At 48.4% G+C, this 14399-nt stretch carries 15 protein-coding genes and 1 other annotated feature; of the genes, 14 read left to right on the top strand and 1 reads right to left on the bottom strand.

Annotated elements, in window-relative coordinates:
• Nucleotides 1-133: 133 nt before the first annotated feature.
• From spoIIGA to G358_RS0105580, 12 genes are all read left to right on the top strand, one after another.
• On the top strand, nt 134-1147 hold the full coding sequence (gene spoIIGA, locus G358_RS0105635) for a sigma-E processing peptidase SpoIIGA (RefSeq protein ID WP_019636226.1): 1014 nt from the start codon (nt 134-136) through the stop codon (nt 1145-1147).
• Between the two features lie 16 nt (nt 1148-1163).
• A complete protein-coding gene (gene sigE, locus G358_RS0105630; protein WP_019636225.1) occupies nt 1164-1886 on the top strand; it encodes an RNA polymerase sporulation sigma factor SigE in 723 nt (240 codons plus the stop codon).
• A 102-nt stretch (nt 1887-1988) separates the two neighbouring features.
• Nucleotides 1989-2771, top strand: coding sequence for an RNA polymerase sporulation sigma factor SigG (gene sigG / locus G358_RS0105625; RefSeq protein ID WP_019636224.1), 783 nt, complete (start codon nt 1989-1991; stop codon nt 2769-2771).
• Between the two features lie 184 nt (nt 2772-2955).
• Nucleotides 2956-3264 (top strand): YlmC/YmxH family sporulation protein, encoded by a 309-nt coding sequence (locus G358_RS0105620; protein WP_019636223.1) that lies wholly within the window; start codon nt 2956-2958, stop codon nt 3262-3264.
• Nucleotides 3265-3459: 195 nt separating this feature from the next.
• Entirely contained in the window at nt 3460-4323 is an 864-nt protein-coding gene (gene pgeF, locus G358_RS0105615; RefSeq protein WP_019636222.1) for a peptidoglycan editing factor PgeF, read from the top strand.
• Nucleotides 4324-4331: 8 nt separating this feature from the next.
• The gene (locus tag G358_RS0105610) at nt 4332-5024 is read left to right on the top strand and encodes a YggS family pyridoxal phosphate-dependent enzyme (RefSeq protein ID WP_019636221.1); all 693 of its coding nucleotides are present in this window, start codon (nt 4332-4334) and stop codon (nt 5022-5024) included.
• A complete protein-coding gene (locus G358_RS0105605; protein ID WP_019636220.1) occupies nt 5024-5473 on the top strand; it encodes a cell division protein SepF in 450 nt (149 codons plus the stop codon). The genes G358_RS0105610 and G358_RS0105605 overlap by 1 nt, the downstream gene beginning before the upstream one ends.
• Before the next feature lie 7 nt (nt 5474-5480).
• Nucleotides 5481-5753, top strand: coding sequence for a YggT family protein (locus G358_RS0105600; protein WP_019636219.1), 273 nt, complete (start codon nt 5481-5483; stop codon nt 5751-5753).
• A 7-nt stretch (nt 5754-5760) separates the two neighbouring features.
• Nucleotides 5761-6543: a YlmH family RNA-binding protein gene (locus G358_RS0105595; protein ID WP_019636218.1), complete on the top strand. Its 783-nt coding sequence runs from the start codon at nt 5761-5763 to the stop codon at nt 6541-6543.
• A gap of 102 nt (nt 6544-6645) precedes the next feature.
• A complete protein-coding gene (locus G358_RS0105590; RefSeq protein ID WP_019636217.1) occupies nt 6646-7164 on the top strand; it encodes a DivIVA domain-containing protein in 519 nt (172 codons plus the stop codon).
• Between the two features lie 64 nt (nt 7165-7228).
• Nucleotides 7229-7510: a binding site (T-box leader), on the top strand.
• Nucleotides 7511-7648: 138 nt separating this feature from the next.
• Nucleotides 7649-10744 carry an isoleucine--tRNA ligase gene (gene ileS / locus G358_RS0105585; protein ID WP_019636216.1) on the top strand — a complete coding sequence of 1032 codons (3096 nt, stop codon included), beginning with the start codon at nt 7649-7651 and terminating at the stop codon, nt 10742-10744.
• 226 nt (nt 10745-10970) lie between these two features.
• A complete protein-coding gene (locus G358_RS0105580) occupies nt 10971-11345 on the top strand; it encodes a DUF5665 domain-containing protein (protein WP_019636215.1) in 375 nt (124 codons plus the stop codon).
• Nucleotides 11346-11452: 107 nt separating this feature from the next.
• Here the strand turns inward: G358_RS0105580 and G358_RS0105575 are convergent, their stop codons facing one another.
• The gene (locus G358_RS0105575; protein ID WP_019636214.1) at nt 11453-12190 is read right to left on the bottom strand and encodes a TraR/DksA C4-type zinc finger protein; all 738 of its coding nucleotides are present in this window, start codon (nt 12188-12190) and stop codon (nt 11453-11455) included.
• A 207-nt stretch (nt 12191-12397) separates the two neighbouring features.
• Between G358_RS0105575 and lspA the strand changes: the two genes are divergently transcribed.
• Nucleotides 12398-12892 carry a signal peptidase II gene (gene lspA / locus G358_RS0105570; protein ID WP_019636213.1) on the top strand — a complete coding sequence of 165 codons (495 nt, stop codon included), beginning with the start codon at nt 12398-12400 and terminating at the stop codon, nt 12890-12892.
• Between the two features lie 41 nt (nt 12893-12933).
• Nucleotides 12934-13842, top strand: a complete 909-nt coding sequence (locus G358_RS0105565; protein WP_240479953.1) for an RluA family pseudouridine synthase — start codon at nt 12934-12936, stop codon at nt 13840-13842.
• The last annotated feature ends 557 nt before the right edge of the window (nt 13843-14399 follow it).

The raw sequence follows: 14399 nt of genomic DNA, 5'->3' as shown, positions 1-14399 counted from the left end.
ATAGTACTAATTCTTCACTCAATTTTAGACAGACTTTACAGACGTATCTCATTATACTGATAGCAACTCCTCGTCACAACAAGTTCTCTAGTATAGCTGAAGAAGATTTAAGGAGCTGGGCAGGTGAAGCATAGTGGTCGTCTATATCGATCTCATCTTTTTAATGAACCTGCTGATCGATGCGAGCTTACTGCTGGTGACAGCCTGGATCAGAAAGCAGCGCGTCATCGTATGGCGAATCGCTGTCTCGGCTGCAGTTGGGGCGGCGTATGTCATCATGATGTTCCTCCCCGAGCTGTCTTTTCTGTTTACATTCGTCGTGAAGTTTTTATTTTCTGTTGTGATGCTCTGGATTGCGTTCGGATATGTTAGTCTGCAAAACTATTTGCGGAATATGGGAGCATTCTACATGGTTAACTTCGCAGCTGCTGGCGGTATTCTGGGTATTCATTATTTGCGGCAAAATTCCGGAGAAGTGTGGAGCGGTATATGGTACTCGGCTTCCGGAGGTCTCGGCTTCTCGCTCGAAATCGGTTCTATTTTCACGGTTGTTGTTTTTTTCATTATACTTATTTGGTTCAAAATGGTCGTATCCTCGCGTCGCGCCTTGGAGCGCACAGACAGCTGTTTGGCAGAAGTTCAGGTGCGGATCGGGGAAATCGCAGTAAAGTGCACAGGACTAGTCGATACCGGAAACCAGTTGAAGGATCCGCTGACGAGATGGCCGGTTATGGTTATGGAAGCCACTTTGTGGAAGCAAGTGTTGCCGGAATCTTTGACCGTCAGACTGGCTGCGGAGCAAGCGGACAACCTCATTATGGATTGGGCGGATGATGAGTCGTTCCCATGGAGAGACCGGTTGCGGCTCGTTCCTTACCGTGGGATCAACAAAGGCTCCCAATTTATGCTCGCCTTGAAGCCGGATGAGGTATGTGTTGTTAGGGATGGTCAAAAAGTGGTCACGACCAAGGTGCTGATCGGCTTGGACGGCGGGCAGCTGTCTAGCGAGAAAACTTATCGTGCCATTATTCATCCTGTGCTGATGGAAGGAATGGAAGAAGGGACGGGATTATCACCTTCGGGAATGGCTGCGGCTCCCTTTGCTGACAATCAGGAAGGGGCGTCTATAAGTACACCAGGATCGTAATATAGGAGGAAGAGAGATGCGTGTAAGATGGAAGTTAATGTTGCAGTTGCAGTATTACCGGCTGTTGTTCCTATTCGGGCTTAAGAGTGAGGAAATCTACTACATAGGCGGCAGTGAGGCGCTCCCTCCTCCCTTAACGAGAGAGGAAGAAGAATATTTGCTGCAGCGCCTGCCTACGGGAGATTCGGCCATACGGGCTATGCTTATTGAGCGGAATTTGCGTCTTGTCGTTTACATCGCCCGCAAATTCGAGAATACGGGCATTAACATCGAGGATCTCGTGTCGATCGGTGCCATTGGGCTGATCAAGGCCGTCAACACGTTTGATCCGGACAAAAAGATTAAGCTGGCAACGTACGCATCACGCTGTATTGAAAATGAAATCCTGATGTATTTACGGCGCAACAGTAAAATCCGTACGGAAGTGTCCTTTGATGAGCCGTTGAACATTGATTGGGATGGAAATGAATTGCTTCTGTCCGATGTGCTCGGAACGGAGAACGACACAATCTATCGCAATATTGAAGAGCAGGTTGACCGTAAGCTTCTTCATAAGGCGCTTGACAAGCTGAGCGAGCGGGAAAGGATGATTATGGAGCTGAGATTCGGCCTTGTCGATGGCGATGAGAAGACGCAGAAGGACGTGGCGGACCTGCTTGGAATTTCTCAGTCCTATATATCAAGGCTGGAGAAAAGAATTATTAAAAGACTCCGTAAGGAATTCAATAAGATGGTCTAAGTCCTTATGAATTCAGAAACGATTTCCGAGGAAATTCAGGAATAAAAATACAGCCCGGGGAGATAATGATCATTAAGTTTCTCCTTGGGAGGTAAAGACACGATGACCCGAAACAAAGTCGAGATTTGCGGTGTGGACACTGCAAAATTGCCCGTTCTAACCAATGTGGAAATGCGTGAGTTGTTCCGTTCCCTGCAGCAGGACAACGTAAGATCAGCCAGAGAAAAGTTAGTGAATGGCAACCTTAGGCTAGTGCTGAGTGTCATCCAGCGATTCAACAATCGGGGGGAGTTTGTAGACGATTTATTTCAGGTCGGCTGCATCGGACTCATGAAAGCGATCGATAATTTCGATTTATCGCAAAATGTTAAATTTTCCACCTATGCCGTGCCCATGATTATCGGTGAAATCAGGCGATATTTGCGGGACAACAATCCTATCCGGGTATCCCGCAGTCTTCGCGATATAGCCTATAAAGCACTGCAAATGCGCGATACGTTAACCAATCTGAACTCGCGCGAGCCAACCATCTTCGAAATTTCCGAAGCGCTCGGTTTACCGAAGGAAGATGTCGTTTTTGCCCTCGACGCGATTCAGGATCCCGTCTCTTTGTTTGAACCGATTTATCATGACGGAGGAGATCCTATTTATGTGATGGATCAAATTAGCGATGATAAAAATAAGGATGTGACGTGGATTGAGGAAATCGCTTTGCGGGAGGCGATGCAGCGCTTAAACCGCCGCGAAAAAATGATCCTGTCCATGCGCTTCTTTGAAGGCAAAACGCAGATGGAGGTTGCCGATGAAATCGGCATATCTCAGGCGCAGGTGTCAAGGCTGGAGAAGTCGGCAATCTTACAAATGCAAAAGCATGTTAAGTCTTAAAGCAAAGGTTCCTTCGGGAACCTTTTTTAATTGTATGCTGCTTTGCAGGATAAGTTCTTTAATGTTTTGGAGTTGATCATCATATATATAAAATTATTAGGCTGGTCGACACTTGCCCTACATCCATATCAATTGTTCAACATATATAGAATTTGAATGTGGGCTAATGTTAGGAGGAGCGAACATGAAAATCTCCGATTTTCAGGCGAAGGATGTCATTAACGTTGTAGACGGCAAACGGCTTGGACATATAAGCGACCTTGAGCTCGATTTGCGTCAGGGGCTCATTGAGGCGATCGTTGTGCCAGTAAACAGCAAGTTCATGGGATTGTTCGGCGGGGGCAGCGATTTAATTATTCCATGGAAAAACATTGTGAAAATCGGTTCGGATGTAGTGCTGGTTAAAATGGACGGCTTGGCGCAAAGCGGTGTCCAGCAGGTTGAGACGACTGTATATATCGATCGTGACGGGAGAACCGATCGCCGGAATTGACTCCTGCAGTTGAATGCGGCTGACTGCGGGCCGACTACGGCATGACTACGGCATGAAGGAGATCTCCTTCGAAAAGCAGTCTTCCTTATGGTAAACTAAAAGTAGTTGTTTGAATATCGCGTGGGGTCATTTAACTTATTCGAATGTTATTAGAAAGATAGGATTACAGGAATTGAAGTGCTGAAGAGGTGGATGATGGAACCGTTTATTTGGAAGCCTATAGAAGAGTTTTCCGGGCAGCGGGAAACTTTGCCGGAAACCTTTGTTTTGGAAAGCTGGTGTGATGCGCTGCCCGGACTTCGTGCAGGCTTTAGCGGCCGAAATGGGGGAGTGGGGCAAGTCCCCTATGAAACGCTGAATTTGGCTTATCATGTCGGAGATGCCCCTGCGGATGTGCTGGAGAATCGCCGTCTCCTGGCCGCAGCGGTTGGCTTTAGACCCGAGACCTGGACCTGCGGCGAGCAGGTGCATGGAACGAACGTTGCTGTTGTAACACAGGCTGACATAGGGAAGGGCTACCTTGACAGGGAGAGCGCGTTTCAACATACGGACGGACTCGTAACGAATGTCCCTGGCGTGCTGTTGACGTCTTTTTACGCGGACTGTGTTCCGCTTTACTTTATGGACCCCGTACAAGGGGCGGTAGGCCTTGCTCATGCAGGCTGGAAAGGAACAGTAGGCAATATTGCCTTGGCGGTCATCCAGACGCTGGAGCGGGAGTACGGCAGCCACAGAGCGAATCTCCTTGCGGCTATCGGTCCGTCTATCGGACAATGCTGCTATGAAGTCGATGAAGCGGTAATCTCTAAAGTGAAGCAAGGCTTGTCGGGCGACGAGGACATGAGCGCGTATGTCTCTAAGTCTGTTCATCCTGGAAGATGGATGCTGAACTTGAAAGAATTGAATCGAATCATTATGATAAAAGCAGGAATATTGCCGACTCATATCGAATGTACAACATGGTGTACAAGCTGTCATCCTGATAAGTTTTTCTCATACCGCAAGCAAAGCGGTATAACCGGAAGGATGGCAAGCTGGATTGGATTGAAAGAGAGGTGATCCTTTCTTTGTCACTTAAAGAACGGATACAGCAAGTAGAGCACCGTGTCCTGGCCGCTTGTGAACGAAGCGGACGCCAGCGGGACGACGTAAAAGTCGTCGCGGTGACGAAATATGTGAGCCTGGAGACAACAGGCTTGTTGTTGGATGAAGGCATAGCGCACATTGGAGAAAATCGCCCGCAGCGGGCGGTGCCGAAATGGGAGGCGCTCGGCGGACGGGGCATATGGCATTTTATCGGTTCTTTGCAGACCAACAAAGTCAAGGATGTCATTGGTAAATTTCAATATATTCATTCGCTCGACCGTCTTTCGCTCGCTAAAGAGCTGGAGAAGAGGGCCGCAGCACTAGGGATAACTGTAAGTGTCTTTTTGCAGGTGAATGTATCGGGAGAGTCGTCCAAGCAGGGAATCCGTCCGGAAGAGGCAGCTCAATTTCTGAAGGAAGTCGCAGCGTTGTCCCATGTGAAAGTGATCGGGCTGATGACAATGGCACCGATCGAGGAGGACCCAGAGCTAACGCGCCCGGTGTTCCGCCGGCTTCGGGAGCTGCGGGATCAGCTGAATGCTCAGCAAATTTCACAGGAGCCGTTAACAGAGCTGTCGATGGGAATGTCCGGCGACTTTGAAGTCGCGATCGAAGAAGGGGCGACATGGATACGATTAGGCACAATATTAGTAGGGAAAGGGGAGGAGACGTAATGGGAGTAATGAATCGGTTTATGAATTTTCTTGGCCTTCAGGAAGAGGAAGAAATCGTCGAACGGGAGAAGATGCCCGGACAAGAGGAAGCGGACTTCGAAGCACCCAGCTTTGAATCGCGCAGAAATCAAAAGATAAACAATGTAGTCAGCATTCATTCCCAGAAGAACGTGAAAGTCATTCTCTATGAACCTCGTTCTTATGATGAGGCGCAGGAAATCGCTGACCATTTGCGTTCGCACCGGTCGGTTGTCGTAAATTTACAGCGCGTGCGCAACGATCAGGCGATGCGCATTATTGATTTTTTAAGCGGTACGATCTATGCGCTTAGCGGCAGTATTTCCAAAATCGGCGGCAACATTTTTCTATGTACACCGGATACAGTGGAAATTCAAGGCGCGATTACCGAAATATTGACCGAAGATAATGAATACAACAGAATGAGGTGAAGGCAGCTTGGGAAATAATATCGCGCAAATAATTTTAATGCTTCATCAGGTTTATTTTTTCATGATTTTAATTTATATATTGATGTCCTGGGTGCCGAATGTCCGTGAGAGCTTTGTCGGAGAGTTGCTGGGAAAATTGGTTGAACCGTATTTAGCGCCGTTCCGCCGTTTCATTCCTCCGATTATGGGTATGATCGACATATCGCCGATCGTCGCTATTTTTGTGCTTCGCTTGGCCGTATACGGCTTGCTGGGCGTGCTGGACTTCGTGTTCAGGTAGGTCATTTATGCGAGAGAATATTTATGAACACTTTCTTCCGGAAGAGCGGCCGTTCGTTGATCGTGCCTGGGAGTGGGTGGTAAACGCAGCGACTTACCATGAAGTGAAGCTAAGTGATTTCCTTGACCCTCGGCAGGGTCAAATTGTTGAAAGCCTGGCCAATCGTCATCCGGATGTTGCTCTCCGCCTGGACGGGGGATCTCCGGAAGCCGAGCGGCGGCGCGCCCTGATTGCTCCTGATTATCGGGATATCGCCGCAGAGCCTATGGGAATGAAAGTACTCAGCATCACATCCAGTGACCAGAAGTTTATTTCGCTTCAGCATGGCGATTATTTGGGAGCAATTCTTGGTTTAGGACTGAAACGGGACAAGATCGGCGATATTCACGTTCACGAGGACGGGTGCCACGTTGTGGTGACAGAGGAGATATCCGCCTTTTTGGATGTGAACCTTCGTCAAGTGCACCGAGTCGGCGTCTTAACCGAAATTGTTGAGCTCGATGCGTTAAGAACGGCTAGCGCTGCGCTTGAGCCGCTGGATATAACGGTGGCTTCTTTACGTTTGGACGGAATAGCAAGCGATGTGTTCCGTTTAAGCCGCAGTAAAATTGTTATTCCAATCCGGGCGGGTCGCTGCCGGGTGAACTGGAAGAACGAGGAGGATCCGTCCAAACTGTTGAGGGCCGGTGATGTTGTAGCGCTCCAAGGATTTGGCAGATTCAAGGTGTTGGAGACGGACGGCATGACTAAAAAGGGCAGACATCGTGTCCGAATCGGTAAATTTGTGTGAACGCTTTGCAGGAGTTCGCGGATTCCTGTCGAATTTAACAACAACTTGTACTGTACATGCTTCCCTGTAGGGAGGCTTCGAATTTTCTAGGAGGTGCGCAGCATGCCATTAACACCGCTGGATATACATAATAAAGAGTTTTCCAGACGTATTCGCGGTTACGACGAAGACGAAGTAAATGAATTTCTTGATCAGGTCATTAAAGATTATGAAATCGTGATCCGGGAGAACAAGGAGCTTCATAACCAGATACTGGTTGTGCAAGAGAAGCTGGATCATTTTGCAAATATTGAAGAAACGCTGAGCAAGACGATTATCGTGGCGCAGGAGGCGGCGGACGAAGTAAGGAACAACGCAAAGAAGGAAGCCCAGCTCATCGTGAAGGAAGCGGAGAAGAACGCGGATCGCATCGTAAACGAATCGTTGGCTAAATCGCGCAAAATAGCGTTGGAAGTCGAGGAGCTGAAGAAGCAGGCCTCCATTTACCGCGCCCGGTTCCGGACGCTCGTTGAGGCGCAGCTTGATTTATTGAGCCAGGACGGTTGGGAATCACTTGAAGACCGCGACCGTCATGCGGATCGTCATTTGGACAATGAACGTGAAATTAAAGAAATTTACTAAGCGGCTGCCCTGTTGACAGAGCAGACCATTATAAGATATAACTATAAGCATATTACACATGCATATGAATTTGATGATGGGAACCAGTACGCTGTGATTCTGTTCTCAGAGAGTTGGTGAATTGCTGCGAGCCAATGTTCAGAACACAGTCGGAATATCGTCCCGGAGAAGATAAGCTGAAATTTCTTTCTGAAAGCGTAAGTTTATCCGGCCGCCGGCCGTTACACCGGCCCCATATGAAGCGTATGGGATCAGAGTGTCATGCCGGGTACCGGGTACAGCTCATTTTTGGGTACAAGGGGCATGGAACAAGGGTGGTAACGCGAGCATAAGTCTCGTCCCTTTTGGGGCGGGGCTTTTTTTGTTGTCCGGGGCCGATTGGAGGTACAAAGGCCAGCATTTTGAAGGCTTCGCATGAAATTGATGGCTCAAATTGAATGTAGCGCAGTGAATAAAGATTATGACCGAAAGGAAGTCGCAGTAAATGAAAAAAGTGGATGTGAAGGAACAAGCGCGCGCGCGTGATCTCCGCATTTTAAATAAATGGAAGCAGGAGAACACGTTCAAGCGCAGTATGGAAAATCGGGCGGGCCGCCCGAACTATGTGTTCTATGAAGGCCCCCCTACGGCGAATGGAGCCCCGCATATCGGGCACGTGCTCGGCAGGGTCATTAAAGATTTTATCGGGCGTTACCAGACGATGAACGGCTTTCGTGTCGTTCGCAAAGCAGGCTGGGACACGCATGGCTTGCCCGTTGAGCTTGGCGTAGAGAAGCAGCTTGGCATTTCCGGCAAACAGGAAATCGAGAACTATGGCGTCGAGAAATTCGTTAAGAAATGTAAGGACAGTGTGTTTGAATACGAAAAACAATGGCGCGAGTTGACGGAAGGGATCGCTTACTGGACAGATCTCGACAACCCGTACATTACACTGGAAAATACGTATATCGAAAGTGTATGGAATATTTTATCCACTATTCACAGCAAAGGCTTGCTGTATCGCGGCCATCGTGTCAGCCCCTATTGCCCTTGCTGTCAAACGACGCTCAGCTCTCATGAGGTGGCCCAAGGCTACGAAGATGTGAAGGATTTGAGCGCTACGGCAAAATTCAAGCTGAAGGACAGCGGCGAGTATGTTCTGGCCTGGACGACGACGCCGTGGACGCTGCCCGCGCATGTGGCGCTCGCGGTTAATCCTGAATTGGAGTACGTGCGTGCCAAGCAGGAAGACGGCGTATATATCGTGGCTAAAAATTTGGCTGATGACGTGCTAAAAGGTGATTTTGAAGTACTGTCCACATTTAAAGGAGCAGAACTTGTAGGCAAATCCTATACTCCGCCGTTCGGCTATGTTTCACCGGAGAATGGACTGGTCGTTCTCGGTGCCGGGTTCGTTACCGATGCTAGCGGGACAGGGATCGTGCATATGGCGCCCGCTCATGGTGAGGACGATTACCGGGTATGCCGTGAGAATGGCGTGCAGTTTGTCAGCGTAGTAAATACGCAAGGCCGCTATACGGAAGAGGTAACGGATTTTGCCGGGCGTTTTGTCAAGGATTGCGACTTGGATATTGTGAAATGGCTGTCTGAGCGCGGCCTTCTATATTCCAAAGAAAAATACGAGCACAGCTATCCGTTCTGCTGGCGTTGTAAATCCCCGCTGTTGTACTATGCGATGGAAAGCTGGTTTATCCAGACGACGGCTGTCAAGGATCAGCTTATCGCGAATAACAACAGCGTACAATGGTACCCGGGACATATCCGGGAGGGACGCTTTGGCAAGTTTCTGGAGGAGCTGGTCGACTGGAACATCAGCCGCAACCGTTACTGGGGAACGCCGCTTAATGTTTGGGTGTGTGAATCCTGTAAAGGCGAATACGCCCCTTCCAGCCATAAAGACCTGCGCGAGCATGCGATTGGTCATGTATCTGAGGACCTCGAACTGCACAAACCGTATGTCGATGAAGTGAAGCTGCATTGCCCGCATTGCGAGGGTGGTGTTATGGAGCGCACATCGGAAGTGATTGACGTTTGGTTTGACAGCGGGTCGATGCCATTTGCTCAATATCATTATCCATTCGGGGATAAAAATATATTTGAAGAGCAATATCCGGCCGATATGATCTGTGAAGGAATCGACCAGACGCGGGGCTGGTTCTACAGTCTGCTTGCCGTATCTACGCTGTATAACGGCAAGGCCCCATATAAAGCGGTTATTTCGACGGGGCATATTTTGGATGAGAATGGACAGAAGATGTCCAAATCAAAGGGCAACGTTATTGATCCGTGGGATATTATTAATGAATACGGAGCGGATGCTTTCCGCTGGGCATTGCTATCTGACAGCGCCCCATGGAACAGCAAACGCTTCTCCAAAGGAATTGTGGCTGAAGCGAAATCCAAAGTGATCGATACGTTAGTCAATACGCATTCCTTCCTGACGTTGTATGCGACAATTGACGGTTACAAACCGGAAGAGCACGCCTACCGTCCATCCAGCAGCAAGCTGGATCGCTGGATTTTATCGCGGCTCAACAGCCTCATCCTGGTTGTGGATAAAGGACTGGCGGTGAATGACTTCCTCAATCCGGCCAAAGCGATAGAAGGATTCATCGACGAGCTTAGCAACTGGTACATCCGCCGTTCGCGCGATCGCTTCTGGGGAAGCGGCCTTGGCGAGGACAAATTGTCAGCATATCAGACGCTGACCGCTGTGCTGCTGACGCTGTCCAAGCTGATGGCGCCATATACACCGCTATTGTCGGAGGATATTTATACAAACCTCGGCGGCGGGGAGAGCGTGCATTTGGCGGACTATCCGAAGGCTGATGAAGCGCTTATCGACAAGGCGCTGGAAAACGATATGGAGAGCGCTCGTCAAATCGTTGAGTTAGCCCGTAATGTGCGGAATGAGACGGGAATAAAAACCCGCCAGCCGCTGAAGGGCCTTATCGTTTCTATGGACCGGGATTTTGCGGTTCATGAATATGAAGGCATCATCAAGGATGAAATTAACGTGAAGGAGATCGAGCTGGAGACGAGTGACAGCGGGTTTGTCGATTTCACGCTGAAGCTGAATTTGAAGGTGGCCGGAAAAAAATATGGTAAAAACGTCGGCTTCCTGCAAGGCTATTTGAAAGGGCTGGCTCCGGAGGAGACGCGCCGTGCGGTAGAGGGCGGGGAAATCCATGTCACTTCGCCTGCAGGTGAAGAGCTGCAAATTACGGCTGATGAGCTGCTGATTGACAAGCAGGCGAAGCCCGGATTTGCTTCCGCATCCGGCTATGGAATTACGGTGGCGCTTAATACGGATATAACACCAGAACTGGAGCAGGAAGGCTGGGTTCGTGAAGTTGTTCGCGCTGTTCAGGATACTCGAAAAAAGCTGGATCTGCCGATTGAGCAAAGAGTACAACTGACGCTTGATGTAGATGACGAGCTGAAAGAAGCCATTACGGCATTCGAGCAAGTGCTGCGCGATAACGTACTCGTTACTGACGTGGTGTTTGCTGCGGCGGATGGAGAGTTCGAAATCGCTGATTTGGGAACGAAGAAGATAGGAATCCGGATCGTTTCCTAATCTACTCCTAATCTTGTTGTGATCTTGCTGGCACCCTAATCCACTTCCTAGTGAAGTTATTTTAACGATGGCGTGTGCCTTGCTGAATGGCGGCTGCGATTGACGGTCATAATATTAAAACCCAAGCACAAACGAGCTCTGGTTTTCCTCGCAATGGAGGAAGCCTAGCTCGTTTGTGTTCAATAAAGCATGCAGGTGCTGCCTTAGTAAAGGATGGGATAGCCGGATGATTCATCACAGACCGAAAGCAGGCAATGTGAAAATAAAGAGTGCGTTTCCGAAAACGATTAGCGCTCCTGAAACACAGGAGGAAAAAATGAACGCTATTTACCATTTAACGTTTAAGGGATCACAGCTGCTCGAGGAAGCTCGAATCAGGGAATATACGGAGCTGCTGCAGAGCCCTTGGAGTCTGATCTGGCGCAACGTTTTGGGCGGAACCGCAAGAGGCATAGGCATCGCCATCGGTTTTACTTTTTTTGCGGCAACCATTATTTATATCCTGCAAATTCTTGGGGCACTGAATCTCCCGATCATCGGAGATTATATTGCCGATATTGTCAGAATCGTACAGCGCCAACTGGAGCTGAATACGTATTAATGCTGTTCCATACTATAATCAATATTGTTGTTAATATCTGGATTGTAGGCATGGACGTCTTCGTTTACCGTATATATAAGATGTACTAAATACCGAAGGATTTGTATTTAGTACGTGTTTGGCCCGCCGCCAAGCGAATCCTCGCTTTCCAAATATTCGGTGGCGCTCATGTGCTTGCGGTATTGCCCATTTCGGTAAAAGAATACATTCTGACCGTAGATGTCTGTGGCGATGAAGCTCTCATAGGGCTCAACGAAGCCGTCGAGTTCATTGCTTGACTCGATTTCCATGTCGTTGTAATCATCGATCTCGTCCTCTTCGGCCATGGCCGGGGAATTCGAAGTGCCATAGCTCTCGACAATTTGCCAGGCATCTTCCCCGTCGAATTCAGTCTCGTGGTCCAGTTCGTCCAGACTGGTACGCCCGAACGGCGGGGCCAAAAACTCCTCCTCGATCGGCCGGTTTCTCGATACGACCTGTTGGGGGCTGTGTTCCTTGCAGTAAGCAGTTTCCGGGATTGCCTGCAGCCGTTCGAGCGGTATCGGCTTTCCGCAGGAAATACAGCTGCCGTAGGTCCCCTCGGCTATCCGGTCGAGCGCACCATCAATGCGGGTAAGATGCAGCTCGTCATGTTCGGTCAGAGCCCGGTCCTTGCCGCGTTCAAAAAGCTCTGAACCGATGTCGGCTGGATGATTATCGATTGAACTCAGTTCGCTTGTATTGTCCCTAAGATCGTAGTTGAGCCCATAGTGATCGTTGGCGGACAGCTTGGTCTGGATGGACTTTTGTTCAGAGCGCAGCATTGCTTCCAGCTCTGCAATTTGTTGTTTGGTAAGATGAGGCATAATAAGTCTCCTTTCGGCAGGGGATCGCTTAGGTCGTTTGCCATAGCCCTATTTTGCGTCAAAGTACGACGATTTACCTAAGGAAAATACTATCGCTCATGGACGACTCAATTCCTGCTGTGCTACAATAAACAAGGCTTACATGTGGTTAATCCTGCCGTTGTAACTTTAAAACGGGTGGAAATGAAAAACGAGGTGACTTGCCGCATGATTTATTTTTTAATTGCATTGATTATTTTCCTTATTGATCAGGGAACGAAGTATTTAATAGCAACACAAATGACCATAGGTGAACAAGTTCCTGTAATAGGCAATTTTTTCCTGATTACTTCGCATCGAAATCGTGGTGCGGCTTTTGGAATTTTGGAAGACCAGCGCTGGTTTTTTATCGTATTTACGATTATTGTCGTTATCGGAATCGTGTGGTATTTGCAAAAAGTTAAACGCTTGCCCAATAAATTGCTGCCGATTGCCTTGTCACTAGTTCTTGGAGGAACGTTTGGGAATTTCATCGACCGTTTGTTGACCGGAGAGGTTGTCGATTTTCTGCAGTTTAATTTCGGCAGCTATACGTTCCCGATTTTTAATGTAGCCGATTCCTGCATCGTTATAGGGTTCGGGCTCATTGTTCTGGATTCATTTCTCGATGTGCGCCGTGAGAAGAAAGCTTTAGGCGATACCGCTATGGAGCGAGAGGATTAAGCATGAGTGAGCATACATTTTACGAAAACGCGGAAGTCAATATGCGGCAATGGCTGGTAGATGATGAAGCAGCCAAGCAGCGGATCGACAAATATGTAAAAACTTTGCTTGACGATGATACTTCACGCAGCCAAATTCAGATTTGGATTGACGATGGACATATCGAGGTTAACGGTTTAGCGGTAAAAGCCAACTACAAGGTGGCTGAAGGCGATCGCGTCACATTGATAATACCCGAAGCGGAATCGGTGGAGATTGCAGCTGAGGATATTCCCCTTGATATTTATTTCGAGGACCGTGACGTCATCGTTGTAAACAAGCCGCGGGGAATGGTTGTTCATCCTGCGCCGGGGCATAGTTCAGGGACGCTCGTTAATGCGCTGATGGCTAATTGCCAGGATTTATCCGGCATTAACGGAGAGCTTCGCCCCGGCATTGTCCACCGGATCGACAAGGATACCTCAGGACTTCTTATGGCCGCCAAAAATGACAAGGCTCATGCTTCGCTAGCGGCTCAGTTGAAGGAGCACTCCGTGACCCGAAAATATTTAGCACTCGTTCATGGCAATCTCAGCCATGATCAAGGTACGGTGGATGCGCCGATCGGACGCGATCCTCATGATCGCAAAATGTACACCGTCATCGACCGGAACAGCAAGCATGCGGTTACGCATTTTCACGTGGTGGAGCGATTTGGGGACTATACGCTGCTTGAATTGAAGCTGGAGACCGGAAGGACGCATCAAATTCGCGTACATATGAAGTTTATCGGTCATCCGCTGGTAGGCGATCCAATGTACGGGCGAAGCAAAGGTATAAAATTTAACGGACAAGCGCTCCATGCAGCCGTTCTTGGTTTCGTTCACCCGAGCACAGGGGAATACAAGGAATTTACGGCTCCGATTCCTTCGGATATGGAGGATTTGCTGCTTTCCTTGCGGAGTCGTTAAAGCGGCAGCTTGAGTTTTTGACTAATGTTATATAGTAAAATGATCAGCTCTAATAAGCACCTGCTGACCCGGATATTCGTATAAACGAACCCGGTTCCAGTAAGGTGTTTTTTGTTTTGTTAAAGAGAAGGGGGGCGGTATAAAGTATAAACAATAATACGAATTATCCAGAATTCAAGCGACGCTTTGCGATGTGCCATTAAGGTATGAATGCGTGATACAGGGCAAAATATTAAGAAAAAAATTATTGTATAAATATAAGTTTAATTGTATAATTATTAATATCCTTCATAATTCCTATTTGTGGAAACTTAAATGATCGCTCAATTCCAAAAAAATAATGCCTATTTTTTACTAGGTCGCCTTCTTGACAGTCCAGGTGCTTTCTGTCATAATTCTCTTAAATCAATAGCACCTTTAAATCAGTCCCGTGAGGCTGGCAAGGTAACGTGAATGGGTTATTTGGGGAGACCTGCGCTTTTTTGCGGGGTTATCCGACCGGATACCCGCAAAATAGTCATGGTCAATTACTGTGGCTAACGACTCCTTGCCTGAAT

Source organism: Paenibacillus fonticola DSM 21315 (assembly GCF_000381905.1).
Classification (GTDB): domain Bacteria; phylum Bacillota; class Bacilli; order Paenibacillales; family Paenibacillaceae; genus Fontibacillus; species Fontibacillus fonticola.
Note: the sequence above shows the minus strand (reverse complement) of the source record. Positions and strands in the feature narration are given on the sequence as shown.